This window comes from Acinetobacter sp. ANC 5414 (genome assembly GCF_013004295.1).
GTDB lineage: Bacteria > Pseudomonadota > Gammaproteobacteria > Pseudomonadales > Moraxellaceae > Acinetobacter.
On the sequence record NZ_JABERM010000011.1, the window covers coordinates 1 to 24,826 of the forward strand.

The following is a 24,826-nucleotide window of genomic DNA, read 5'->3' on the forward strand; positions in this document are numbered from 1 at the left end:
CAACAGGTTTTATTGATTATTTTTAAACTTATTCAAGACTTCCAGATTCACACCACTCAGGCTAAATCCTTGTTTCTCAACAAGTTTTAATCAACATCACCGCCGATGGATGTGCATTCTACAGCATTTCAGAGGGGTTGCAACACTTATTGCAAAGATTTTTTATCGTGTGTTTGTTTTTCAAACCAATAAAAATATAAATTACTGTTATATATAGTTAATTTATTTTCATTATTTTTAAATTTTATTGAGCACACCCAACAAAACACACCCAAAATCAACATAAGATATTGTTTTAATTAAATTTAAATTATAAAAATCTTTATCACATGACTTATATTGTTTAATCCATACTCCATTCTTGGTTTATTCTTCGCCAAGCTGGCGTTTATATACACAAAACTTGTTTTATCCGGTCTTATTCCTAGAAATAATAGATGCTCTATTTAAATATGAAAAAATAAACGCGAATGTTAAAAATTTAAAAAGCCACCGCTATTTAGCAATGGCTTTTGGAATATTAAGCAAATTTAGAATTTCATACTGATCCGTGCCCAGTAATTTCGTCCAATATTGTTGAATTGTTCACTTGCAGGCAATCCTACACCCGCATTCCCCATTTTATTCAAATGCTCGGTATATGCACGATCCAAGACATTATCAACACCAACGGAGAAATCTACACCCTCAGAGAGGTTATAAGTGCCATTTAAAGATAAAGTTCCAAAACCTGCACTTTTTTTATTGTCATAACCAACGATATTCCCTTCTCTTTCGCTAATTCGACTTTGGCCATCGACAATACGCCAGTAAGCCCCCAAATTATAACGATCTTGAATATAACGAAGGTTAATGCGCCCTTCTAAAGGTGCGATTTGTGGCAACGGCGTATTATTAGTTGTGTTTTCACCCCAAGCGTACATCGCACTGATGTCTGCTTGAATAGCATCGGTAAATTGATAACCCATACCTGCTTCAGCACCTGCAATCACGGCATCCACATTTCTACTCTCAGCTTTGTCCGCATCATTATACTTAGTGAGAATAAAGTCTTGTATTAAACCCGTGTATGCTGAGGCCCAAGAACTAAAATTACCATGAGCATGCTGATAACCTAAATCAAGCTGTAAGGTTTTTTCAGTTTCAATGTTTTTGAAGGTATTCGGATTGTTATTTCCCTTTACAGGACTGAATAACTCCCAATAATCTGGCATACGCTCGACATAACCCAGGCCAATATAGGTCTTACCCTCTTCATGATCGGGATGATGATTCTCAAAACGGAAGAAAGCGCTTGGTAAAGTTTCTTTGCGTTCCTGTTGAGATTGAACAGCTTCTACATTGACCTGATCAAGACGGATACCAGATACCAGCTTATTGTTGTCACTGAGCTGATAACTGAGTTCGCCAAAAGCCCCCACAGACTGGAATTCCATATCTTTAGTACGTGGCTGATTTTGATACGGCATCATCAGACTTCCGTTACGTTTAGTATGTTCATTATTCTGACTATCGATACCAGTAATCAGCTGCAATTTATCCCATTCACTGGTCATGGCGACACGCGCATTTAAGGTTTTACGTGTCACATTGGTTGCCATTTCCATCATGGGTTTGGCGCGTAAACTATAGTTATCCATAACATGATCGTTATAGTTATAGTTCACTTGAGCTTCGACTTTTTGAATGACATCGGTAAGATTTTTCTTTTCTACACGAAGTCCTAAACTTTCACGGGCAAACTTGGAACCATCCATCATGCGTCCCGCATAGACGGCTTCACCATCTGCCTTACCCCCACTCAGCTCGATCCAGGTATTTTCATCGGGTGTCCAACCTAAAGCGATATCCGTATTCCAGCGTTCCCATGCCGATGGAACAGTATCACCATTACCATCTTGATAATCATCTGACTCAGAACGATTGGCATTTAAACGAATATATTTAGTTTCGTCACCAATCGCGGTTTCCACATTCTGATCCAGACGACCATAAGAACCGAGCAGCACACTGGCCTGACCACGATAATTTTTTTCAGCCGTTAATTCAGTTTCCGGACCACGCTCAAAAATGACCGTGGCTGCTGAACCGGTATTGGCATATTGAACCGTTTGCGGTCCTTTAATCACCGAGATCCGATCATAACTTTCTGGGGAAATATACGAAGTCGGTGAATCCATGCGACTTGGGCATGCCCCAAGATTTTCCGTGCCATCCGTCAGGATTTTAATCCGTGAACCAAACATACCGCGGAACGTCACATCACCATTGGTGCCAGCCCCGCTGTTGACCGAACTAAAGCCGACAATACTCTGCAGATAATCAGCACCATCACTGGCTGGAATTGGCTGGATCGGCTGTTTGGGATCTGCATGCACAATCAAACCATTAGCATCATTGCCTTGATGAGCTGTGGCTACAATTGGCGCTAAAGTTTGAACGATTGCCGTTTGCTGTTCAGCACATGCTGAAGCTGAATAACAAGCAACACAAATCGCAGCCGCAAGTGGCTGTAAAAAGAATTTTGGCTGAGCCATTTTCAATCTCACTAATACATAAATATGAGCTGCGGTTGAAGCAGCGCAAGGACTAGAGTCAGTCAAGACCCGAAAATACCTTTTGATTTATGCAAATAGTGGTGGGGCTCGCCCTTGGGGCAGAAGAAAGAGTCGCTGTAAAACAAACCAGACATGACTAAAAGTCTTCTGGAATGCAATTAAGCGAACCTGGATACGATCTAAAACTTCTTTGAATTCTAATTCAGGGGGCAAAACCAAATTACCGTAGACGGTACAGTACTGACACTTATGATTGGCATCATGATCATGCCCTGCATGTTGTTCATGCTCTTGAGTGTCTTGATGGATCTGATGCTGGGAATGTTCAGAAGTAGAAGTTTGATGAATAGAAGTAGAGCTGAGTAATAATGCACGCGTAATGGTTTCACAGACCGGAGCAATCTGATATTGCTTCGGAAGCAAGGGCTGTAAAAAAACAGCAATCTGTAAAAATACCGCTATACAAGATAGCAGTAGCCCACTACGTAAAAGCACAGGCAAACCCTAAAATTTGTCATGTCCGAGTATAACAAAGCCCAATCGAAATTGGGCTTTTTGTTATTTTTCATTTTATTTAAATATTTGTGCTTAACGTTTTACCGCAACCTTGTCTTTTTCACGTTGACGAACAACTTTTTCGACTTTTTCACGTGCACGTTGACGCTTTAATGGCGATAAATAATCGACAAATAACTTGCCATTTAAGTGATCCATTTCATGTTGAATACAAACAGCGAGAAGTTCGTCTGCTTCTATCTCAAATGATTGACCTTCAAGGTTAATTGCCTCAATTTTTACACGTGACGGACGCTCAACTTTATCGTATATTTGAGGCACTGACAGGCAGCCTTCTTCATAGGGCTGAGTTTCTTCAGTTAACGGGGTAACTTTGGGGTTAATAAATACCATGGGTTGGTCTTTATTTTCAGATAAATCCATGACAATCAGCTGAATATGGTAGTCCACTTGTGTTGCAGCCAAACCAATACCGGGCGCTTCATACATAGTTTCAAACATATCTGCTGCAAGCTGACGAATTTCATCAGTGACTTCTTCGACTGGTTTAGCAATGGTACGAAGACGGGGATCCGGGAAACTTAAAATAGGTAATAAGGCCATACGGTGTCCTCACTTATGCCATTGATCAAAAAACAAAATGAAGGAATGCTTCATCAAAAAAATGTGTGTAATATCGTTATTATAACGCAACTACATACATAATTTTAGGAATTATGATAATGAAAAAGGTTTTGAAGGGCATGCCAACTTTTAGTGCCTTGGGGTTTAAAAAACAATTATTGGCACTTGCCGTTTGCGTAAGTGTTGGGGTCGGCGTTGTCAGTGTAGCTGAAGCGGCACCTGCTCGAAATGTCAATCCACCTGCATTAAAAGCCGGTGCGCCACAAGTCTATGTGGTAAAAAAAGGCGATACTTTATGGGATATTTCCAAAAGGTTTCTAAAGAATCCGGTACGTTGGCCTGAGATTTGGGCAAGCAACAAACACGTGAAAAATCCACACTGGATTTTCCCGGGCGACCGTCTGCTGATGTGTACCTATAATGGCAAACCAATTATCGGTAAAGATGAAGGTGATGGCTGTGAAGGGATTATCCGTCGTTATACTGGTGGCACTGGTACAAAACTGCAACCTCAAGTTCGGGTTGAATCTTTAAACAATGCCATTCCTGTGATTCCACTGGAATATATTAAACACTGGTTAGAACGTAGCACCATTATAGCCCCTGAATCGATTCAAGGTACGCCATACATTTTGGGGACTGCGGATCAACGTGTTCTTGCTGCCAAAGGTCAAACCGTTTATGCACGCGGAAATGGTCTGGAAGTCGGTCAACGCTATGCAGTTTACCGTGAAGGCGAACCGTATATGTTTAGCGATGCCAACGGTAAAAAATACAATGCCGGTCTTGAGTTAATTCAAGTTGCATCAGGCATTGCTGTTCGTGGTGAAAATGACATTACTACCCTTGAACTGACAGACACTTATAATGCTGAAGTTCGTCGTGGTGATCGTGTTCTGCCTGAATATGATCCAATGCTGCCAACCTTGTTCTATCCAAGCAGTGCCGAAGATGTAGTTGCCGGTGGCCAAGTGGTTCGCGTAATGGGTTCCATCGGAACAGCGGCAAAACACAGTGTGGTGACGATTGACCGTGGTAGCTTACAAGGGGTTCAAGTTGGACATGTGCTCACAGTGAACCAAAAAGGTGAAATCGTAACTGATCCGAAAACCAAAGAACGTGTTCAATTACCTGGGCAGCGTATCGGTAACATCATGGTATTCAAAAGCTTTGAAAACTTAAGCTATGCTTATGTGCTTGATAGCGAATTACCGATTAAAGTCGGTGCTGGCATTCAGCCACCATTGATGGATGAATAATCCTTTAATCTAAATCTAGAATGAGGCTGAGATTCAGCCTCATTTTATTTTTCAAACAATAAAAAGAAGACATTTTTAAAGGTCTCATTATGCTCAATTCATTAAGCTCCTTGCAGCTGAATTACATTCGCTTGTGGTTTCTGGTGCAACACTCGCTAACCAGCTTTTATAAAATCAATGCACACTATTCCAATCTTGCTGAGGCAACCCAGCCTGATCAAATTGAAACGTGGCAAAAGCTGGGTATTCACAAAAATCATATTCAACGCCTGCGAGATTTTCATCTTCCTGAATCGCAGCTGCAATTTCAGCATTGTGTTGCCCTGATTCAAAAACATAGCGACTTTATTCTCACCCTCGATCGTCCTGACTACCCCACCCAACTACTACCTTATTCAGATAAACCACCTATTCTGTTTGGTCAAGGTGATGCTAAAGCACTGTTGCAACCGCAAGTTGCGATTGTCGGCAGTCGTAAACCCAGTACCCACGGGCGACAAGTGGCTTATGATTTTGCCTATTATTTAAGTGATCAAGGTTTTTACATTATTAGTGGTTTAGCGGAAGGGATTGATGAAGCCGCACATCAAGGTGCTTTACGCCACAGTCGAACCATTGCCGTAATGGGGCACCGGCTTAGACCAAACCTACCCGACACAGCATCAGCAACTGCGACAACAGATTATTGCTCATTCGGGTACAGTAGTGACTGAATTTTTACCCGGAACCCCGCCTTTACAGCAGCACTTTCCACGACGTAATCGTCTAGTGAGTGGCTTAAGTCTTGGCGTGATTGTTGCAGAAGCCGCACTGAAAAGCGGTTCTTTAATCACGGCGAAATGGGCGGCCGAACAAGGTAAATTGATTTTTGCCATTCCAGGACATATTTATAGTGAGCATCATCAAGGCTGTCATCAACTGATTCGTGAAGGTGCTATTTTGGTCGACCATCCTGAACAGGTAATTGAGGATTTAGCGCTGCCCACCCAATGGCAGAATCAACAGCAGATTGAACAATCAAAAAATTCGAATCATATTGGAGTACAAACCGAATTACCGCCTCACTTAACGCCACTGTATAACCAACTGGATTGGGTGGGACAAAACATAGACGATATAGTCGCTAAGCAGCAATCCGATATCGGTACACTGACCAGCCAACTGATGGAATTAGAGCTACTTGGCTTATGTATGCAACAGGCGGGTTTGTATCTACGTTGTCGTCCAAGTAAATAAGGTTCACAATATCCCCCTTAAATGTATTTGAAGAGATAAGATCCAATGATTACCACCTCTGTTGCCGAAGCTGCTCAATGTTTAAAACAAGGACAAGTTTTAGCATACCCTACAGAGGCAGTTTGGGGCTTAGGCTGTGATCCTTTTAACCAACAGGCTTTCCTGGAAATTTTACGCTTAAAGCAACGCCCGGTTGAAAAAGGGGTGATTTTATTGGCAGCACAGATCGCACAAGTTGAGCCTCTATTAGAACCCCTTACTGCAGAAATGCGTGAAAAAGTAATAGATTCCTGGAGTCATCGCTCACCGACTGAACGAGCAACCACCTGGTTACTGCCTGCAGGCGACCATATTCCCAACTGGATTAAAGGCAACCACCCTAAAGTTGCGGTACGTGTCACCACGCATCCTTTATGCGTGGCGCTATGCAATGCGTTTAATGGTTTTATTGTATCGACCAGTGCCAATCCTGCCGGTGGCAAGCCTGCACACTCACTTCAAGAAGCCAATCAATATTTCTCAACGCAAATCAATTATTTGAATGGTGATTTGGGTCTTAGCCAAGAACCGAGCCGGATTATTGATGCCGAAACAGGTGAAGTGGTCCGCGCTTAAAGCGGATCATTTTTATTTTGAGAGATACTAATTTTTAGGCAAAAAAAAGCTCAGCCATATAGGGACGGCTGAGCATAAAAAGGATGTGCATAAATCACATCCAGAGGGTCTGTAAATCTGGTTGCAAAAGTTTAAATATTATTAAGAAATACTTAAACATTCACGATATAAATATTATCCAATAAATTGTATTGCTATACAAATATATTATTTATCTTATAAAACACTTAAAAACTATGAAACACTCATCATATTTTCTTAACAATTTAAATTATCTCACTATTTTTTAATCATCTTTTTTCTAAATAATCGTTTCAAGCTATGATTAAAACGATTATTCATCTCCCCATCCAATTAAAAATGAGTGAAAAAAATTAATTCATTTGTTGGTTTTTTGATCTTATTTTTTAATTTAAGCATTCAATTTTACTGTTTCTACTGTCGCCACTTTCTTTTGCGCCAATAAAATTCCCAGCAAAATGACCACGCCCCCCATACTGTGATAAATCTTCCAAGCTTCTGCTAACCACAGATTGGCAATAATCGCAGTACAGACCGGCATTAAGTTCATAAAAATACTGGTTCGATTCGGTCCAATCATTTGTACTGCCAACATCCACACCAAGGGTGCAATCAAGGAGGGGAAAATACCGGCATAGACAACACTGCCGACATTGTGTTGATCAATCGCATCCAATCCTAACCATAAAACAAAGGGCAAATGGTAAAGCAAGGCAAAAACAATCTGCACATACAAACTAATCATCAATGGAATCTGGAGTTGCCACTTTTTCAGGAACACACCATAAAAAGCATAGAAAAATACCGCCAGCACCATCATGATATCGCCCAGATAGCCACCTGACTGAATCAGATGAAGCGGATTTCCCTGTGCCATTACATAGAGCAAACCGGCAAAAGATAAAATACTACCCACCACTGCAAAACGATTCGGAATCTCCTTGAGCATGAGCATGGAAACAAAGATGGTAAACACGGGAATAAAAGCATTGATAATGCCCATATTGGTCGCCGTCGTATAATGTGCTGCGGTATAACCCAAGCCCTGATACAGCACCATGCCAAAAGCACCCAATACTGCAAGCTGTTTCCAGTGTTGCAAAACCAAATGACGTTCACGCCAGACTTTGCCCAACATAAAGGGCGTTAAAATCAGGAAAGCGACTAGCCAGCGATAAAAACTGATACTGACAGGAGAAATATAATCTGCCACATAGCGTGTCACCGTGATATTCATTGACCAGATTAAAACCGCCAGTAATGGCAAACCAAGTGCCCACCAGACTGTTTTATTTTGCTGTGTCATACCCTTTCCTGTACTTGAATATCCAGTATTCATTTTTACTGAAGTCTGAAATAATTAGAATATCGGATTTCAGACATTCATATCGAGCTACAGACACATCTAGATTGCTTCACTGCCGCGTAAGTAAAATTCATGATCTTTATAAAATTGAGGCAGTGACATATAAAAATTGAGAACAAGGACATTCACATGCTGGAACATATTGAACACTATATAGAAGTGGATGATTTCTTTTATCAAAAGGATGAAATTGTTGCGCCACACAGTTCCTTATGGGGCGATTTTAATTTTAGCCTGAATGGTATTCTAGAATATGAAATTGAAGGACAAATTTATCTGTCGCCACCGAATTACGGTCTCTGGCTGCCACCTCAAACCGCACATACTTCTATCGCTTTAGATGAACAAATCACACATTATGTCTGTATTCGAATCCATCCTTCTTTATGTGAACATTTTTCACCTTGCACCAAAACTTTAAGTATTCGCCCCTTTCTTCGGCATCTGGTACATGAAACCCTGGAACAAAAACAACAAGGCATAATGACCACACATTACCCGCATTTATTACAAGTGCTGATGGATCAACTGAAAACAGCACCGGCTTATGAGCATTATTTACCACAAACCAGTCATGTCCTGCTCAAGCCGCTATTACAAGAATTAGCAAATCCAGAACTATTTCAGAAAAGCTTGCAGCAACTGCTCCGCGACTCCTCCATAAGCGAACGACATTTACTGCGTTTAAGCCAGCAAGAATTACAATTAAGCTTATCTGAATGGCGCAATCGCGCGAAAATTTTATATGCGATCACACAAATTCGCCAAGGCAAAACCGTGAAAAAATTGGCCTATGAACTGGGTTATCAGCACAGTTCCAGCTTTATTGAATTCTTTAAACGCTATACGGAACAAACCCCTGCGCAACTGCGTGATGTCTAATATTTATATGAGTTTAACTTACATTTTTTGCAATTTGCGGTAAATAACCCAACAAAAAAACCATAGTCAGCAGCCAGAAACGTATGCAATTTTGATCACCATACTCAACTGAGTATGTGCCGTATTTTTAAATTTGAATGAATAGAATCAGGTTTAATGATTGAATTAGACCTGTGAGGATGCGTTATGAAAAAACGATTACTGGCTTCACTGTGTTTTGCGGCTATGGCACTCACGGCCTGTGATAAAAAACCAAATGAAGCACCTGCATCGTCATCGACTCGCCCTGCTAGCACTCAACCCGCAACCGCTGCCTTAAGTTCAAACAATGCCACAGATATTAAAAATGATTTAAAGCAAATTGAAACGCTCTCCAACAGTCGAGCCAAAGAAGCAGCAGCCTTGCAAAATAAAGCCAATGAAGCTGCACAAAAAAGTGATAAAGCTTCTTTAAATGCGATTGTTACGGAAATGAAAACCTACATTGCACGTTTTAATCAAGATCTCGATGCTTTAAACCTGAAAAGTTCAGAGCTTGATGCTGTCCGCGACAAAATCAAAAAATCCAATAATATTGGAATAGAACTTTCTGAAGCGAGTATTGCCAATCCACCCGATACCAAAAAAATTACCGAACTGCAAAACCGAGCCACTCAATTGCAAAAAGAATTGCTCACTGAAATGCAGGCTTTGCAAACCAAAGCGAAAACAGCTCCATAATCTTGGGCGGATATCTAAAAAGCAGGTCTATCAGCCTGTTTTTTTTAATTCCTTTATCTGGGAAGATTTGCGCACAAAGACTAAATTCTCAACAAGCCCGAATAAATGCTTGTCGATAGGCACAATAACCGTTAAAACAAAACAGTGATCATCTCAAGCATTTAAGGACAACAGAATGAGCCAATCCGTTTATGACATTCCTGTCAAAACCATTCAAGGCAATGACACCACACTGAACCAATATCAAGGTAAAGTTCTGCTCATTGTAAATACCGCATCGAAGTGTGGTCTTACCCCACAATATGAAGGCTTGGAAAAACTGTATAAGGAAAAGAAAGAGCAAGGACTTGAGATTTTAGGTTTTCCTGCCAATAACTTCCTGGCACAAGAACCGGGTTCTGACGACGAAATTCAGGAATTCTGTTCACTCAATTATCAGGTCGATTTCCCGCTTTTTTCTAAAATTTCGGTTGCCGGTGAAGACAAGCACCCGCTTTATCAAACATTGACTCAAGCGATTCCAGAACGCATCGGTGAAGGTCCGTGGTGGAAAGATTTGGTTGATTATGGTTTAACCCCGAATCCTAAACCTGAAGTGCTGTGGAACTTTGAAAAATTCCTGATCAATAAAAATGGTGAGGTTGTGGCACGTTTCGCACCGGATATTACTGCGGATGATGCACGTATCGTTGATGCGGTGAATGCCGAACTTGCCAAGTAATTGTAACCACAATGTCAGCATCTACACACCGTGTAGGTGCTTATTTTTTATTATAAAAACAATAATTTAAATTAATAAAAATCCATCATCCCTACTCCATATTTCATCCTTTATTTTAATTATTCAATAACACGACGTTCACTATCTATCAATGACTTAGGCATAAGATGAAGCTATAAACAAACCGCCATGAACAAAAGGTAAAGTATGAATACTCTAATAAAAGCAATCGTTTTATCACTCTCTACTGCTTTGGTTGCTGCACCTGCAATGGCTGCTCCACAAGATCATCATTCACAACCACACAACCAGCAACATAACCAACCGCCTGCTCAAAACCACCATAAAGCACCTGTTCAGCAACATCACAATGCTGTACATAAAAAAGCGGTAAATCCGTCACATGACTGGAGAGTGGGTCAAAAAGTACCAAGCCAATATCATGGCAAAAGCTATAAAGTTGACCACACTAAATACAAAAAATTGAGCAAACCTGGTAAAAACCAACAATGGATTAAAGTGAATGGCGATTATGTTCTAATGAATGTGATGAGTCATAACATCATCAAAATCATTGGCGGTTAATTCCAGCGATCTGGGGTGAGAAAAGAGTACTTCGGCACTCTTTTTTAATGCCTGAAAATAAATTTGTTATCGCTTTGCAACAATCAGTTTTTTCTACACATTTCACCCTTATATTAAGCATCATTAAAGTAAAGATATGAATTGGTTATGAAAAAATTCATCCAAAATGTGGTTTCTCCTTTTGTGATGTTTAGTGCGGGCATTTTGTTGATGGGCTGTGAGCAAGCCAATTCTCCTGATTCAACAGAAAACCAAACTTCACAATCAAGCGAAGTATCTGAACAGCTTTCTAAAGAATCAGCCGAAACACCTAAGGCTGATCTGAAAAGTGGCAACATGTTTTATATCGTGCGTGATGTTGCAGATATGCAGCTGAAAGCCGGCGATTATGTTGAGCAGCTCAAGCAAACTCAAACTGATTTAGAAACTGCCATCAATGACAAAGATCAGCAGCAGCTACAAACCACTGCTAAACATTTACAACAACAACTGACAGGTTTTAATCAGGCACTGACTGGCTTGAACCTAAAAAGTCAGGAAATTGATTCGATTCGTCAAAATATCATGCAAGCCAATCAGCAAGTCCTTGCTACCCCATTTTTAAATGGTGAAGTGGATTTGAGTCAGGTCGATTTCAAGACAATTGAAAAACAGATGGGTAGCATCCAAATGGAAATGATCAAATTGGCCGGGATGATGATTCCACAAGGACAGGATGAACAAGACCCAAATGAACCAAATCAAGAAAGCTAATGCTTAAACCAATTTAGACCAATTCAGTTGAGCTGAATTGGTCTAATAAAATGGATACTTAAAGCCTCATATCAATCACAATACGCCCATCGATTTTCCCGTGCTCCATACGCTCAAAAATATCATTAATATTCTCTAACGGTTCCACATGAATATGAGCCTTGAGCTTGCCACGAGCCGCAATATCCAGTGCTTCTTTCAAGTCTAAACGTGTTCCGACAATCGAACCACGCACCGTAATTCCCTCCAGCACCATATTGAAAATGGACAAGTCGAATGTTCCGGGCGGCAAACCATTCAAGACCATAGTTCCGCCACGACGTACAATCGCAACTGCTTGTTCAAATGCTTTAGGCGATACAGCGGTTACCAATACGCCATGACATCCCTCACCGCCTGTGGCTTTCAGTACTTCTTCTTTCACATCGACTTTAAGCGCATTTAATCCGACATCCGCACCCAGGATTTTTGCCAAATCAAGCTTAGTGTCATCGACATCAATGGCGACCACATTAAAGCCCATGGTTTTTGCATATTGCACCGCCACATGACCCAAACCGCCAATACCGGAAATGGCAACCCAGTCCCCTGTTTTGGCTTCCGTCATTTTTAAGCCTTTATATACTGTAACACCTGCACACAAGATCGGAGCGATTTCAAGAAGATCGACACCTTCGGGAACGACACCGACATAATCACCATCTGCCAGACAATATTCGGCAAAACTTCCGTTGACTGAATAACCTGAATTTTGTTGCTTTTTGCACAGCGTTTCCCAGCCTGCATAGCAATGATCACAGTGACCACAAGCCGAATAAAGCCATGGAACACCCACAATATCACCCCACTTTTAAGTGATCAATTCCATCACCTATTTCTATGACTTCACCCACGCCTTCATGTCCCGGAATAAAGGGTAAACTCAGTTTCACCGGCCAATCCCCATGCATGGCGTGTAAATCGGTATGACAAACACCTGTGGCAATGATCTTTACCAATACTTTGCCCGGACTGATTTTGGGTATTTCAACTTCTTGTATTTGTAGTGGCTGATTAAATGTAGTCACCACCGCTGCTTTCATGGTATTTGCCATGTTAATTCTCTCCCTATTACCCATACTGAGATGGTTCTTTTTTTAAAAACCATGGTTCACTATATCGAGCAATAAATAGCCAATAGTAGGGGTTTTGTAGGGGATTTACTTGTTTTGAATTATTGTTGCAGCTCGTTTACAGGGTATCTTTCAGCTAAGATTTAAATGAATCAAATAAGCAGATCGCGAAACAAGAAAGTCAGATGTTCTGTTGATTTCAGCGCGTTTTAAAAATACTAAAGCGATGAGCCGTCTGCAACATTCAAAAGTAGGTCTTTTAATGGAATTTTGCCACATTAGTCATTGCATGATTTAATGAAGATTCTCTTTCTAGTTCGCAGAATTTTTCATGCAACTGATTATTTTTACCGGTGTTCAGGCTTCAGGTAAATCCTCTTTTTATTTACTGAATTTGCATCACAGCCATTTGCGGATTAATTTGGATATGCTAAAAACTCGGCATCGTGAAAATCTAATTTTTGAAGCGTGTTTAGCGGGTAAAGCCAAATGTGTGATTGATAATACCAACCCGACAAAAGCAGATCGCCCACGTTATATTGAGCGTGCTAAAGCTGCCGGTTTTGAAGTAATTTCTTATTTCTTTGATACGGACTTAAACAGTACTTTACAACGAAATAATCAACGTATCGGCAAAGCCAATATTCCTGAAGTCGGTATTCGGGCAACTTATAAAAAATTAGAACACCCCAGTTTAGCTGAAGGTTTTGATGAAATTTTTAAGGTGAAGATTGTGGGAAATGGAGAGTTTTCAATTTTGCCTATAAATAATTGATGTTTTTATAAAAAAACAGTAACCACTTCTCATTTTTACTATAAAATGTGCAAATAGAAATATAGAAAAACATTTTATATAATGAAAAAAATTGTTCTTGTGGTGGTCTGTTTAGCAATCATGGCATATGGCGTGTTGCATTTCATCATGCCCGAAAAAACCACGCCACGCTTAAATCAATTTTTTTCTCAACCAATAAAAGATGTTCATCTGATTCAAGACTGGCTCAAACACAATCAACAGCAGCAATTGTTATTGGTTGATGTCATTCAACCGGTCAATCCAAAGCAAAAAAGTGCTTATGTTGAATATATAAAGCAACGAATTGAATTCAACCAACAAAATATTCAGCGTCTTAAGCTCAGTCACTATCACAGCAAGACATTTAAAGAAATTCAACAACTTGAAATTCATGCTCTACAACAATGGAATAATATCCATCAAACTAATATTGTCGATGCTTTTGAACAGCAACAACGTTTTCTAGATCTGCCCATTGCAGAGTTTGAACAACTGGATGATGGAGCACGGTATGCATTTCAACAACAAGAAATTAGCGTGTTGCAACAATTACAACAGTTAGTCCAGCAAAATAGCGATTTTGTTGCAGATATTGACCACAGCCTACTTGGCGACTGGCTTGCCTATCATTTAATGCAACATGAAATTCATCCGATTGTTGCTGAATGGCAAAGTTCATCCTCAACTACAACACGTAATCGTTCAGAAGCATTGCAGGATTTACAACTGTATAAACGTTTTCAACCAAATACGGATGAATATAAATACATTAAGGCGCTTTCAACTCAGCTTTGGCATGTTGAATATCCAGCTTCATCTAATTTGGTCCCAGCAAATCCTCGACCTATTTCATATGCTGATCAATCTGAAGAAGATATCCTTTTACCCGAAGATGCACCAAAAGCTGAAAAATTAAAGCAATTAATTAAGATGCAAAATGACAGAGTGAATCGTCTGTTGTTAGGTCAGCTCAGAGAGGCTTTCTTCAAAGACAACAAAAACTAGACTTTTGATTTAGGAAAATAGCTCAAACAGTTTTGATGAAATCTTTAAGATAAAGATTGTGAGGAATGGATAAGTTTCGATTTTACCCTCTCATTTTAAATGAATAAATCACTTTAATAGAATCTTATTAGACATCAGGTCAGAAATACTTTCATTTTAAGTTTTCTCTATACTGAATTTTCCAATGATCAAGTAATAGATATGCAACTATTGCTGCATACAAAGTTGCACTCATACTTAAACAAGAAGCTAAGGTGCCCCTTTATCATTTGATATCGAAAAATAAACACATTTGTTATCAATAAGGTATAAGAAAAAGTAAGCAAGAGCATAGAAAGTATTTTTCTATACAAACTAAGCTCTGAAAACTTTTTCAATCTGAATTCCTTTTTATTTTTCATTCTTACACCATAAAAAAAACCACCCTTTCGGGTGGTTTTTTCAATCTTGAACCGTCTCTTATTGAGCGCGGTTTTTGATTTTGCGGATCGTTTCCAACTGTGCAGCAGTTTCTGCAAGAGCAGCCAAAGCAGCAGCAGAGTCCAAATCGCTCTTTTGATTTGCAAGCAATTGTTCAGCGTGTTTACGCGCTTCAATAATTGCCGCTTCATCTAAATCGTGTGCACGAACTGCAGTATCTGCAAGAATCGTAACCACGTGCGGTTGAACTTCAAGAACACCACCTGATACATAGATTAACTCTTCTGTACCATTTTCAAGCAAAACGCGAATTGCGCCTGGCTTGAGCAAAGTTACCAACGGAGCATGGCCAGGCATAATACCCAACTCACCGCCAGCACCTTTTGCAATTAGCATAGTTACAGTGCCAGAGTACAAAGACTCTTTTACACTTACAACATCACATTGCATAGTCGCCATGAGAATCTCCTAAATTAGAGTAGCTAATTAAAGTTTCTCGGCTTTAGCAATAACTTCATCAATACCACCAACCATATAGAACGCTTGTTCTGGAATGTGATCGTATTCACCAGCTAGAAGACCTTTAAAGCCACGAATTGTTTCTTTAAGAGATACTAATTTACCAGGCGCGCCAGTAAATACTTCAGCTACGTGGAACGGTTGAGAGAAGAAGCGTTGGATTTTACGCGCACGGTAAACAACCAATTTATCTTCTTCAGCAAGCTCGTCCATACCCAAGATCGCGATGATGTCTTTAAGCTCTTTATAACGTTGCAATACGTTCTGTACAGAACGTGCAATTTCATAATGCTCTTGACCAACAACTAAAGGATCTAATTGGCGTGAAGTTGAGTCTAGTGGATCGATCGCTGGGTAAATACCAGAAGATGCGATGTCACGGCTCAATACAACAGTTGCGTCTAAGTGAGCAAACGTTGTAGCAGGCGATGGATCTGTCAAGTCATCGGCAGGTACGTATACCGCTTGGATTGACGTAATAGAACCAGACTTAGTCGATGTAATACGTTCTTGAAGAACACCCATCTCTTCTGCAAGAGTTGGTTGGTAACCTACTGCAGATGGCATACGACCTAGAAGTGCAGACACTTCGGTACCAGCCAATGTGTAACGGTAAATGTTGTCAACGAACAACAATACGTCACGGCCTTTACCGTTTTCGTCTTTCTCGTCACGGAAGTATTCAGCCATAGTCAAACCAGTTAACGCTACGCGTAAACGGTTTCCTGGTGGCTCATTCATCTGACCGTAGACCATTGCTACTTTGTCTAGAACGTTAGAATCTTTCATTTCGTGATAGAAGTCATTACCTTCACGAGTACGCTCACCAACACCAGCAAACACAGATAAACCTGAGTGAGCTTTCGCGATGTTGTTGATCAATTCCATCATGTTTACGGTTTTACCAACACCGGCACCACCGAACAGACCAACTTTACCACCTTTAGCGAACGGGCAAAGCAAGTCGATGACTTTAATACCAGTTTCTAAAAGGTCAGTAGAAGCAGCTTGTTCAGCATAAGAAGGTGCTTGACGGTGAATCGGTAAACGCGCTTCAGTAGCAACAGGACCAGCTTCATCGATCGGGCGACCAAGAACGTCCATGATACGACCTAGAGTCGCTGTACCTACAGGTACAGAAATCGGCGCACCAGTGTTAACTACGTTCAAACCACGCTTAAGGCCTTCAGTAGAACCCATTGCAATAGTACGAACTACGCCATCACCAAGTTGTTGCTGAACTTCTAAAGTAGTTTCAGTACCATCAACATGGAGAGCGTCATAGATCTTAGGAACGCTGTTGCGTTCAAACTCGACGTCGATAACCGCGCCGATGATCTGAATGATACGACCGCTATTCATTGCTGTCTCCTCAATTCAAAATAATGTTAAACGGCAGCGGCACCACCAACGATCTCAGAAATTTCCTGAGTAATCGCGGCTTGACGCAGCTTGTTATAAATAAGTTGCAGGCTCTTGATGATTTCACCCGCATTGTCGGTCGCAGCTTTCATTGCCACCATACGTGCAGATTGCTCACATGCGATGTTTTCAATCACACCCTGATACACCACAGACTCGATATAGCGAACCAACAAACCATTTAATAGCTCTTCAGCTTCTGGTTCATAGATATAATCCCAACCGTATGAACGGTTCAGATTCTCGCCTTCTTCAGCAGCTGCCAAAGGAACGAGTTGCTCAATCTTTTGATTTTGAGTCATGGCATTCACAAAGCCGTTTGATACAAGATAAATACGATCTAACTCGCCTTTATCAAATGCATCTAACATCACCTGTACAGAACCAGATAACTGTTCAAGACTTGGAGCATCACCCACTTGGGTCGTTGCACCAAGAACTTTACCGCCGTAGTTTTTAAAAAACGAAACCGCTTTTTGACCAATTAAAGCAAATTGAACTTCAATTGACTGCTCTTGTTGTTGCTGTACGTGTTTAACAACCTTCTTGAACAAGTTAATGTTCAAGCCACCTGCCAAACCACGATCTGAAGAAACAATGATATAGCCAACGCGTTTTACCGGACGTTCAACCATATAACGGTGTTTGTATTCAGGGTTCGCTTGTACCAAATGAGCAATTACACGGTGCATATTTTCGGCATACGGACGGCCTTGAGCCATGCGCTCTTGCGCACGACGCATTTTAGAAGCAGCCACCATTTGCATCGCGCGAGTAATCTTTTGCGTGCTCTTGATACTGGCTACTTTGGCGCGAATTTCTTTTAAATTTGCCATACGCTTAACCTAGTATTCGAAGGCTCTTTCAAGCCTCCGAAGGTTGATTCCGTGAACCAAACCGACTAGCTTTTAGCAATTGCTAAAATTAGTAAGTTTGAGTCGCTTTAAAGCTTTCAACACCTGCTTTGATAGCAGCTTCGATGTCTTTGTTGTAATCACCAGTTTCATCGATTTTTTGCATTAACGCAGCATGTTCTGAACGGAAGTAAGAGATCAACGCAGCATCAAAGTCTACGATTTTCTTCACTTCAACGTCAGCCATATAGCCTTCGTTAGATGCATAAATTGAAACAGCTTGGTCAGCAATTGAGTAAGGAGCATATTGTTTTTGCTTCATTAACTCAGTTACACGTTGACCATGTTCAAGTTGTTTACGAGTTGCTTCATCAAGGTCAGAAGCGAACTGAGCAAACGCTGCCAATTCACGGTATTGAGCCAAAGCGGTACGGATACCACCAGACAATTTTTTGATGATCTTAGTTTGCGCAGAACCACCAACACGAGATACAGAGATACCCGCGTTCACAGCAGGACGAATACCTGCGTTGAATAATGATGTTTCTAAGAAGATCTGACCATCTGTAATCGAAATTACGTTAGTCGGTACGAATGCAGATACGTCACCCGCTTGAGTTTCAATAATCGGCAATGCAGTTAATGAACCAGTTTGGCCTTTAACTTCACCGTTAGTGAATTTCTCAACGTAGTCAGCAGATACACGAGAAGCACGTTCAAGTAGACGTGAATGTAGATAGAACACGTCACCTGGATACGCTTCACGACCTGGTGGACGGCGTAAAAGCAATGAAATTTGACGATACGCAACTGCTTGTTTAGACAAGTCATCATAAATGATTAACGCGTCTTCACCGCGGTCACGGTAGTATTCGCCCATTGTACAGCCAGAGTACGGAGCCAAATACAGCATTGCTGCTGGATCAGATGCACCTGCTGCTACAACAGTGGTATACGCCATAGCGCCAGTTTCTTCTAGCTTGCGCACAACGTTAGCGATAGTCGATTGTTTTTGACCAATAGCTACGTATACACATTTAATGCCAGAATGTTTCTGAGCGATGATCGCATCGATCGCCATTGCTGTTTTACCAGTTTGACGGTCACCAATGATCAACTCACGTTGACCACGGCCTACAGGGATCATTGTATCTACTGATTTATAACCAGTTTGTACAGGTTGATCCACTGATTGACGCCAAATTACGCCTGGTGCTACTTTTTCAACAGCATCAGTTAATTTTGCATCGATCGGGCCTTTACCATCAATTGGGTTACCCAAAGCATCTACGACACGGCCTAAAAGTTCTGGACCAACCGGAACTTCTAATACACGACCTGTGCAACGCGCTTTTTGACCTTCTTGAAGGTTTAAGTAGTTACCTAAAACAACGACGCCCACTGAATCCTGTTCTAGGTTCAGTGCCATACCAAATAAGCCGCCGTCGAATTCGATCATTTCACCGTACATTGCATCAGCAAGGCCGTGAATACGCACAATACCGTCGGAAACCATAACAATGGTCCCTTCGTTCTTAGCGGTCGCGCTGGTGTCCAGATCGCCGATACGCTGTTTAATGAGCGCACTGATCTCGGATGGATTCAGTTGTTGCATTGCGCTATACCTCAATCTTTTTTAAGTTCAGTCTTCTTATATGCAATTAAGCAAGAAGACGAGTCCGCATTTTTTCAAGCTTGTTAAGTGCAGAGTCATCTATCACTTGGTCGCCTGCACGAATAACAACACCTGCGATTAATGCAGGATTAACTTCTACAGTTACATTTACAGCAGCGTTAAATTTTTTCTCTAACGCTTGAGCAAGTAATTGTTCTTGTACAGAAGTCACAGGGAATGCTGATTCAATCACAACATCCACAGTATTGTTATTCTGTGATTTGAGTAGTTCGTATTCTGCTTCAATTTCAGGTAACAACGCTAAACGATCGTTGTCTGCAAGAAGAGTCAAAAAGTTTGACACTTCTTGAGTTTGATTCTCACCTAAAACTTTTGCAAAAACACTTACCTGCTCAGCAGGAGTAAGCTCAGGGCGATTCAAATAAGCGGAAAATGCTTCGTCTTGCACCGCAGCACTGAGCACTTGTAACACATTCGACCAATTGTCAGTTGCACCTTGCTCAGAAGCGAAAGCAAATGCTGCTTTTGCGTACGGGCGTGCCAACGTCAAGAGTTCAGCCATAATCGCCTCGCTTAAAGTTTAGCAGCCAGCTGAGTAAGCATGGCATTGTGAGCTTCCGCATCAACTTGCTGGTTCAGAATTTTTTCTGCGCCAGTAACTGCCAAAGCAGCAACTTGTTGACGTAATTCTTCGCGTGCAGCATTGATTTCAGTATCAACAGTTTCTTTCGCCTGTTGACGGATACGCTCACCTTCAGCAGCTGCTTGGGTACGCGCTTCTTCGATCAATTGTGCACCACGACGGTTCGCTTGTTCGATCAATTGAGCCGCTTGTGCTTTTGCCGCATCTAATTCAGCTTTCACTTGAGCTTGCGCATCGGCAAGGTCAGCTTTTGCTTTTTCAGCAGCATTTAGCCCATCAGCGATACGACGCTGACGTTCACTAATCGCATTGATTAGTGGTGGCCATACAAACTTCATGCAGAATGCGACAAACATCGCAAATGCAATTGCTTGGCCAATCAATGTGAGGTTGATATTCATAGCTATTCCTCAATAGTTTAATTTAGGAATTAAGCTGATTAACCTACAAATGGATTAGCGAAGATGAAGAACAAGCCAATACCAACACCGATCATAGGCACAGCATCAAGAAGACCTGCGATTAAGAACATACGAGTTTGAAGTTGTGGAGCCAATTCTGGTTGACGAGCAACAGCTTCAAGGAAACGGCCGCCTAAAAGACCAAAACCAATCGCAGTACCTAAAGCACCAAAAGCGATCAAGATAGCAGATGCAATTGCAACTAGACCTAAAGTGAGTTCCATGATAATTCCTCAGAGGTTAGGTTTTATACCAAATTAAGTTAGAAAACTGTACCCAACCATCTCGTGACAGTCAGGCAATACCATTAATGTTTTTCGCTAGCCATACTCAAGTATACGATAGTTAGCATCATGAAAATGAATGCTTGTAGCGTAATAACAAGAATATGGAAGATCGCCCAAGGCACAGACAACGCCCACTGGATCCAGAACGGTAATAACGCGATGAGGATGAAGATTAACTCACCTGCATACATGTTACCGAAAAGTCGGAGAGCCAATGAAACTGGACGTGCAAGGAAGGTTACCAATTCCAAAATTAAGTTCACTGGAATAAGCAACGCTTTTGCAACTGGGTTACTTGGATTGAACGGGTTAAGTGCCAATTCGCCAACAAAACCACCAATACCCTTTTCACGGATACTGTAGAACAGGATTAAAACAAATACAGACAATGACATACCAAGGGTAATGTTAGGGTCAGTAGATGGAACAATCTTGAAGTAAACGTGGTGAGGGTCCATACCAAACACGTTTGCACCAATCAATTGAGCTGTATACGGGATAAAGTCAACTGGGATCAAGTCCATTGCGTTCATGAGGAAAATCCACACGAAAATGGTCAATGCAAGTGGTGCAATTAAGCGTGATTTGCCATGGAAAGTGTCGCGAACACTTGAGTCAACAAACTCAATGATCATTTCAATTGCAGACTGGAACTTGGTAGGAACACCAGAGTTTGCAGCTTTCGCTACGCACCAGAACAACAAACAGAAAATCACACCAAGCGTGATTGACCAACCCATTGAATCCAAGTGAATAGCAGTGAACCCCATCTGTTGAGCTTCATCAGCAGTCTCAGCCAATTTCCAAGAACCATCCGGCATTTTGCCATAGGTTAAATTGGTCAAGTGATGCTTGATATACTCGGTCGAAGTAAGCGCATGTTCTTCAGCAGCCATAAATCACACCTGGTCAATGTCAAATACTAAATAGAGTGAACGAACATCGCGTGCTGCCTGATATCTCGTCCATCTCCTAAAAAACTTTTCAATTTTTTGTTGTGCTTAAACTCGTTTTTGTAGACGTGACGCCAAAAAAGGAGCGACCCACGACATGGCTTGAACGAGGATAAAACCACAAAACAACGCTACCGCTGACAACGGTTTAACGTTACTTAAAATTAAAATGAAACCAACGATCACAATGGCAAACTTGCCCATCAAGCCTCTATACATGTTCGAAAGAACCTGCTTTGAAGCTCGCGCACCTGCGGCTCGAAACGATTGCCAAGAAAAATAACAACTTGCAAGCCAACACACCAACGCACCAAGTGCGGCACTGTAGGCTGCAGTCGAGTCTTTCAGGACCCACGCTATCAAGGCTGAAACAGGGATCATGCATGCTTGTAAGATGACCAAAGCTTTCGCTAATCGTCGATCAATCATGCGACTAGTTCGGCTCATTATTTATTCACTCACAGCATTCATGCTTGACAAGTTTAGCTGATGATCGTTTTTAATCGCAGGCATTATAGAGTTACACCCCTGAACATGCAATCTTTTCCCGACCTAAGTCTGGTTTTTTTCAACGATTAAGTTGCTTTCATACTAATCAATAGTTGTTTATTTTTTGTATTACTTTCGTGCATTTAGCACACAGTTATGGGTTTGCTCGGCAAGTTTTTTCCAAGCCAGCACAAAATCCCCTGCCCCACCCATGCTTTCATCTACTGCCTGAAAGGTAATCGGATTCAATTTCTGGTATTGATTTTTACTGGCATGCCCTTCAGCCAACAGGCACATTTTACGACTCGGACGGCTATCATTTAGGTATTTAATTTGCGCCATCGTCGGTGCGACATGCGGATCATCGGTCAATGCACCGGCAAATTTCAAATTTAAGGCACGTTCTAAATATTGATAAGCATCATGATATGCCCAGTAAGTCTTTACAGGTGAATTGGTATTATATTGTTGTGCAGTCTGCAACATCTCTTGTGCAAAGCGCTTGGCATTCGCCCAATAGGCATCTTTATATTCGGGTAATTGTTGTGAACGCAGGGCTGCAATAAAAAAGCCGATACGCACCGCATTATTTGGATCTAACCACACATGGGTATCTACGGTATTGTTCAACGGCACACCACGGGTAGTACGCTGAGGTAAGGTTTGCACAATACCGGAATCTAAAATAGAAATGGCTTTGGGATTATCAGACAACAGCTTATTCAATGGGGCTTCATGTGCTTTGCCCAACCAGATCACCAGTGATGCATCCAGGATGGCTTTGCGATGTGCAGGCGTAAGCGTGACATCGTGTCCGGTTTGATCCGCCAATAACAGTACAGGCTTTTCAACCCCTTGCGTGATTTCTTCAGCAATAAGATAAATTGGATGCGTAGAGACCACTAAACTTTGTGACCAGCTTAAGGTGGTGAATAAAGCAAGCGCACAAAATGCAAAGAAACGGGACATGAAAGAAGATCACTAAATTTTCAACAGGTGTTATAATATAACAAATAGACAAAAATACCTACGGCTAATCGAAACGGGTATCGCTTCATGTTAAGATTTAATGTCCATTTGTTTTTATAAATTTCGCACTTGAGGTTGGCTATGAGCTTATGTTCGCACGAACATCACAATGCATTACATGGCGTACATGACCATCATAATGTCGAAACACGACTGGCTGAAGCTGAAAGCCTCTGTGCGGCAACTGGCGCACGTTTAACACCGTTACGCAAAGAAGTATTAGGCCTGATTTTAAATGCCACGGGTCCAATGGGTGCATATGACTTATTGGCTAAAATTAAAAGTGATTCAGACCGCCCTGCTGCCCCACCGACAGTTTATCGCACTTTAGACTTTTTATTAGAAAAAGGCTTAATCCACCGTTTAACTTCTATTAATGCCTACATTCCATGCTGTCATCCGCGTGAAGGACATCAGGCTGCATTTTTAATTTGTACCCATTGCAAAAATGTGACAGAAGCTTCTGCACAGGGTTTATTAACACAATTAGATGCGCTTTCAGCATCTGATCAATTTACTGCACATCACAGTATTATTGAAATTTCTGGGATATGTCAGCAGTGTCGCAACAAACAGTAACAGCTCATCCACTGATTGCCTTAGACAAAATCAGTGTACGTATCGATGAGCGTGACATTTTAAAGAATGTCGATTTCGCCTTACATGAGCGAGAAATTGTCACGTTGATTGGTCCGAATGGCGCAGGGAAATCTACCCTGATTAAAGTGCTTTTAGGGATTGTGAAAGCCAATTCAGGCAAAATTCATAGTCATAAAAAATTAAAATTTTCTTATGTGCCACAAAAGTTTAATCCGTCGCATAGCTTGCCTTTACGGGTACAAGACTTATTGGCTTTAGAAAAATGTGACGCGGATAGAAAAGCAGAAATTATTTGCGATACCGGCATTACCAAACTCCAAGATTCTAAAGTACAGCAACTATCGGGTGGTGAACGACAACGTGTTTTATTGGCACGTGCTTTACTACGTCAACCCGATGTACTGGTTCTGGATGAACCGATGCAAGGTTTGGATATTCAATCTGAAGCTGAACTGTACGAATATGTAAGAAGCTTGCCAATAAAATATGGCTGTGCCGTGTTAATGGTATCTCACGACCTGCAATGGGTCATGCAAGGTACGCACCGCGTGGTGTGTTTGAATAAACATATCTGTTGCAGCGGCTTACCTGAAAACGTGCAAAAGCATCCAGAATATCAAGCCATTTTTGGTACCAATCGCGTTTTTTATCAGCATCATCACGACCATTGTGCTCACGGTGACAGTGCAACCCCGTGCCAGCATGATCCTCGTCCCCATATTCACCCAGAACCGGAAGCTTAAG

The 24,826-nt window shown here is 41.3% G+C and carries 25 protein-coding genes and 2 pseudogenes; 12 read left to right on the forward strand and 15 right to left on the reverse strand.

All coding sequences use genetic code 11. The annotated features are described in order from the left end of the window. Positions 1–530: 530 nt before the first annotated feature. The 3 genes from HLH18_RS07570 to def form a co-directional block, all read right to left on the reverse strand. Positions 531–2,537 carry a TonB-dependent copper receptor gene (locus tag HLH18_RS07570; protein WP_171546353.1) on the reverse strand — a complete coding sequence of 669 codons (2,007 nt, stop codon included), beginning with the start codon at positions 2,535–2,537 and terminating at the stop codon, positions 531–533. A gap of 87 nt (positions 2,538–2,624) precedes the next feature. Beyond that, positions 2,625–3,053 (reverse strand): DUF2946 family protein, encoded by a 429-nt coding sequence (locus tag HLH18_RS07575; protein ID WP_171546354.1) that lies wholly within the window; start codon positions 3,051–3,053, stop codon positions 2,625–2,627. Between the two features lie 93 nt (positions 3,054–3,146). Continuing rightward, on the reverse strand, positions 3,147–3,677 hold the full coding sequence (gene def, locus HLH18_RS07580) for a peptide deformylase (protein ID WP_171546355.1): 531 nt from the start codon (positions 3,675–3,677) through the stop codon (positions 3,147–3,149). 119 nt (positions 3,678–3,796) lie between these two features. On the opposite strand from def, the gene HLH18_RS07585 reads away from it, so the two are divergent. From HLH18_RS07585 to tsaC, 3 genes and pseudogenes are all read left to right on the forward strand, one after another. Continuing rightward, the gene (locus HLH18_RS07585) at positions 3,797–4,957 is read left to right on the forward strand and encodes a LysM peptidoglycan-binding domain-containing protein (protein ID WP_171546356.1); all 1,161 of its coding nucleotides are present in this window, start codon (positions 3,797–3,799) and stop codon (positions 4,955–4,957) included. 89 nt (positions 4,958–5,046) lie between these two features. Next, positions 5,047–6,193 (forward strand): annotated as a pseudogene (dprA, locus tag HLH18_RS07590) (DNA-processing protein DprA). Positions 6,194–6,238: 45 nt separating this feature from the next. Then, on the forward strand, positions 6,239–6,808 hold the full coding sequence (gene tsaC, locus HLH18_RS07595) for an L-threonylcarbamoyladenylate synthase type 1 TsaC (RefSeq protein ID WP_171546357.1): 570 nt from the start codon (positions 6,239–6,241) through the stop codon (positions 6,806–6,808). A gap of 412 nt (positions 6,809–7,220) precedes the next feature. On the opposite strand, the gene HLH18_RS07600 is transcribed toward tsaC, so the two are convergent. Then, positions 7,221–8,135: a DMT family transporter gene (locus tag HLH18_RS07600; protein WP_171546358.1), complete on the reverse strand. Its 915-nt coding sequence runs from the start codon at positions 8,133–8,135 to the stop codon at positions 7,221–7,223. A gap of 162 nt (positions 8,136–8,297) precedes the next feature. On the opposite strand from HLH18_RS07600, the gene HLH18_RS07605 reads away from it, so the two are divergent. The 5 genes from HLH18_RS07605 (at position 8,298) to HLH18_RS07625 (ending at position 11,856) form a co-directional block, all read left to right on the forward strand. Further along, positions 8,298–9,077 (forward strand): helix-turn-helix transcriptional regulator, encoded by a 780-nt coding sequence (locus HLH18_RS07605; protein ID WP_502708114.1) that lies wholly within the window; start codon positions 8,298–8,300, stop codon positions 9,075–9,077. 186 nt (positions 9,078–9,263) lie between these two features. Further along, positions 9,264–9,797, forward strand: coding sequence for a PM1805 family lipoprotein (locus HLH18_RS07610; protein ID WP_171546360.1), 534 nt, complete (start codon positions 9,264–9,266; stop codon positions 9,795–9,797). A gap of 175 nt (positions 9,798–9,972) precedes the next feature. Beyond that, entirely contained in the window at positions 9,973–10,518 is a 546-nt protein-coding gene (locus HLH18_RS07615) for a glutathione peroxidase (RefSeq protein ID WP_171546361.1), read from the forward strand. Between the two features lie 207 nt (positions 10,519–10,725). Beyond that, the gene (locus HLH18_RS07620; protein ID WP_171546362.1) at positions 10,726–11,103 is read left to right on the forward strand and encodes an RcnB family protein; all 378 of its coding nucleotides are present in this window, start codon (positions 10,726–10,728) and stop codon (positions 11,101–11,103) included. A 147-nt stretch (positions 11,104–11,250) separates the two neighbouring features. Then, entirely contained in the window at positions 11,251–11,856 is a 606-nt protein-coding gene (locus HLH18_RS07625; protein WP_171546363.1) for a PM1805 family lipoprotein, read from the forward strand. A gap of 58 nt (positions 11,857–11,914) precedes the next feature. Here HLH18_RS07625 and adhP read toward each other — a convergent pair. Next, positions 11,915–12,950 (reverse strand): annotated as a pseudogene (adhP, locus tag HLH18_RS16250) (alcohol dehydrogenase AdhP). Positions 12,951–13,299: 349 nt separating this feature from the next. Between adhP and HLH18_RS07635 the strand changes: the two are divergent. Both HLH18_RS07635 and HLH18_RS07640 read left to right on the forward strand, forming a co-directional pair. Then, positions 13,300–13,743 (forward strand): AAA family ATPase, encoded by a 444-nt coding sequence (locus HLH18_RS07635; RefSeq protein ID WP_171546364.1) that lies wholly within the window; start codon positions 13,300–13,302, stop codon positions 13,741–13,743. A gap of 81 nt (positions 13,744–13,824) precedes the next feature. Further along, on the forward strand, positions 13,825–14,769 hold the full coding sequence (locus HLH18_RS07640) for a hypothetical protein (protein ID WP_171546365.1): 945 nt from the start codon (positions 13,825–13,827) through the stop codon (positions 14,767–14,769). A gap of 459 nt (positions 14,770–15,228) precedes the next feature. Here the strand turns inward: HLH18_RS07640 and HLH18_RS07645 are convergent, their stop codons facing one another. The 10 genes from HLH18_RS07645 to HLH18_RS07690 form a co-directional block, all read right to left on the reverse strand. After that, positions 15,229–15,648, reverse strand: a complete 420-nt coding sequence (locus HLH18_RS07645; protein ID WP_131290509.1) for a F0F1 ATP synthase subunit epsilon — start codon at positions 15,646–15,648, stop codon at positions 15,229–15,231. A 27-nt stretch (positions 15,649–15,675) separates the two neighbouring features. Then, the gene (atpD, locus tag HLH18_RS07650) at positions 15,676–17,070 is read right to left on the reverse strand and encodes a F0F1 ATP synthase subunit beta (RefSeq protein ID WP_131290513.1); all 1,395 of its coding nucleotides are present in this window, start codon (positions 17,068–17,070) and stop codon (positions 15,676–15,678) included. Between the two features lie 26 nt (positions 17,071–17,096). After that, positions 17,097–17,966 (reverse strand): F0F1 ATP synthase subunit gamma, encoded by an 870-nt coding sequence (gene atpG, locus HLH18_RS07655; RefSeq protein ID WP_131290517.1) that lies wholly within the window; start codon positions 17,964–17,966, stop codon positions 17,097–17,099. Positions 17,967–18,054: 88 nt separating this feature from the next. Continuing rightward, a complete protein-coding gene (gene atpA, locus HLH18_RS07660) occupies positions 18,055–19,599 on the reverse strand; it encodes a F0F1 ATP synthase subunit alpha (protein WP_131290520.1) in 1,545 nt (514 codons plus the stop codon). Positions 19,600–19,645: 46 nt separating this feature from the next. Further along, the gene (locus HLH18_RS07665; RefSeq protein ID WP_086193904.1) at positions 19,646–20,182 is read right to left on the reverse strand and encodes a F0F1 ATP synthase subunit delta; all 537 of its coding nucleotides are present in this window, start codon (positions 20,180–20,182) and stop codon (positions 19,646–19,648) included. An 11-nt stretch (positions 20,183–20,193) separates the two neighbouring features. Continuing rightward, positions 20,194–20,664, reverse strand: a complete 471-nt coding sequence (locus HLH18_RS07670; protein ID WP_131290525.1) for a F0F1 ATP synthase subunit B — start codon at positions 20,662–20,664, stop codon at positions 20,194–20,196. 38 nt (positions 20,665–20,702) lie between these two features. Then, positions 20,703–20,948, reverse strand: coding sequence for a F0F1 ATP synthase subunit C (gene atpE / locus HLH18_RS07675; RefSeq protein ID WP_000424060.1), 246 nt, complete (start codon positions 20,946–20,948; stop codon positions 20,703–20,705). An 83-nt stretch (positions 20,949–21,031) separates the two neighbouring features. Beyond that, positions 21,032–21,907: a F0F1 ATP synthase subunit A gene (gene atpB, locus HLH18_RS07680; RefSeq protein ID WP_004649569.1), complete on the reverse strand. Its 876-nt coding sequence runs from the start codon at positions 21,905–21,907 to the stop codon at positions 21,032–21,034. Between the two features lie 105 nt (positions 21,908–22,012). Beyond that, positions 22,013–22,411, reverse strand: a complete 399-nt coding sequence (locus HLH18_RS07685; protein ID WP_131290529.1) for an ATP synthase subunit I — start codon at positions 22,409–22,411, stop codon at positions 22,013–22,015. A gap of 171 nt (positions 22,412–22,582) precedes the next feature. Beyond that, on the reverse strand, positions 22,583–23,422 hold the full coding sequence (locus tag HLH18_RS07690; protein ID WP_214647302.1) for a metal ABC transporter solute-binding protein, Zn/Mn family: 840 nt from the start codon (positions 23,420–23,422) through the stop codon (positions 22,583–22,585). A gap of 141 nt (positions 23,423–23,563) precedes the next feature. On the opposite strand from HLH18_RS07690, the gene HLH18_RS07695 reads away from it, so the two are divergent. Further along, entirely contained in the window at positions 23,564–24,061 is a 498-nt protein-coding gene (locus tag HLH18_RS07695) for a transcriptional repressor (protein ID WP_131290535.1), read from the forward strand. Next, entirely contained in the window at positions 24,034–24,825 is a 792-nt protein-coding gene (gene znuC, locus HLH18_RS07700) for a zinc ABC transporter ATP-binding protein ZnuC (RefSeq protein WP_171546366.1), read from the forward strand. Before HLH18_RS07695 ends, znuC begins: the two co-directional genes overlap by 28 nt. Position 24,826: the final 1 nt, after the last annotated feature.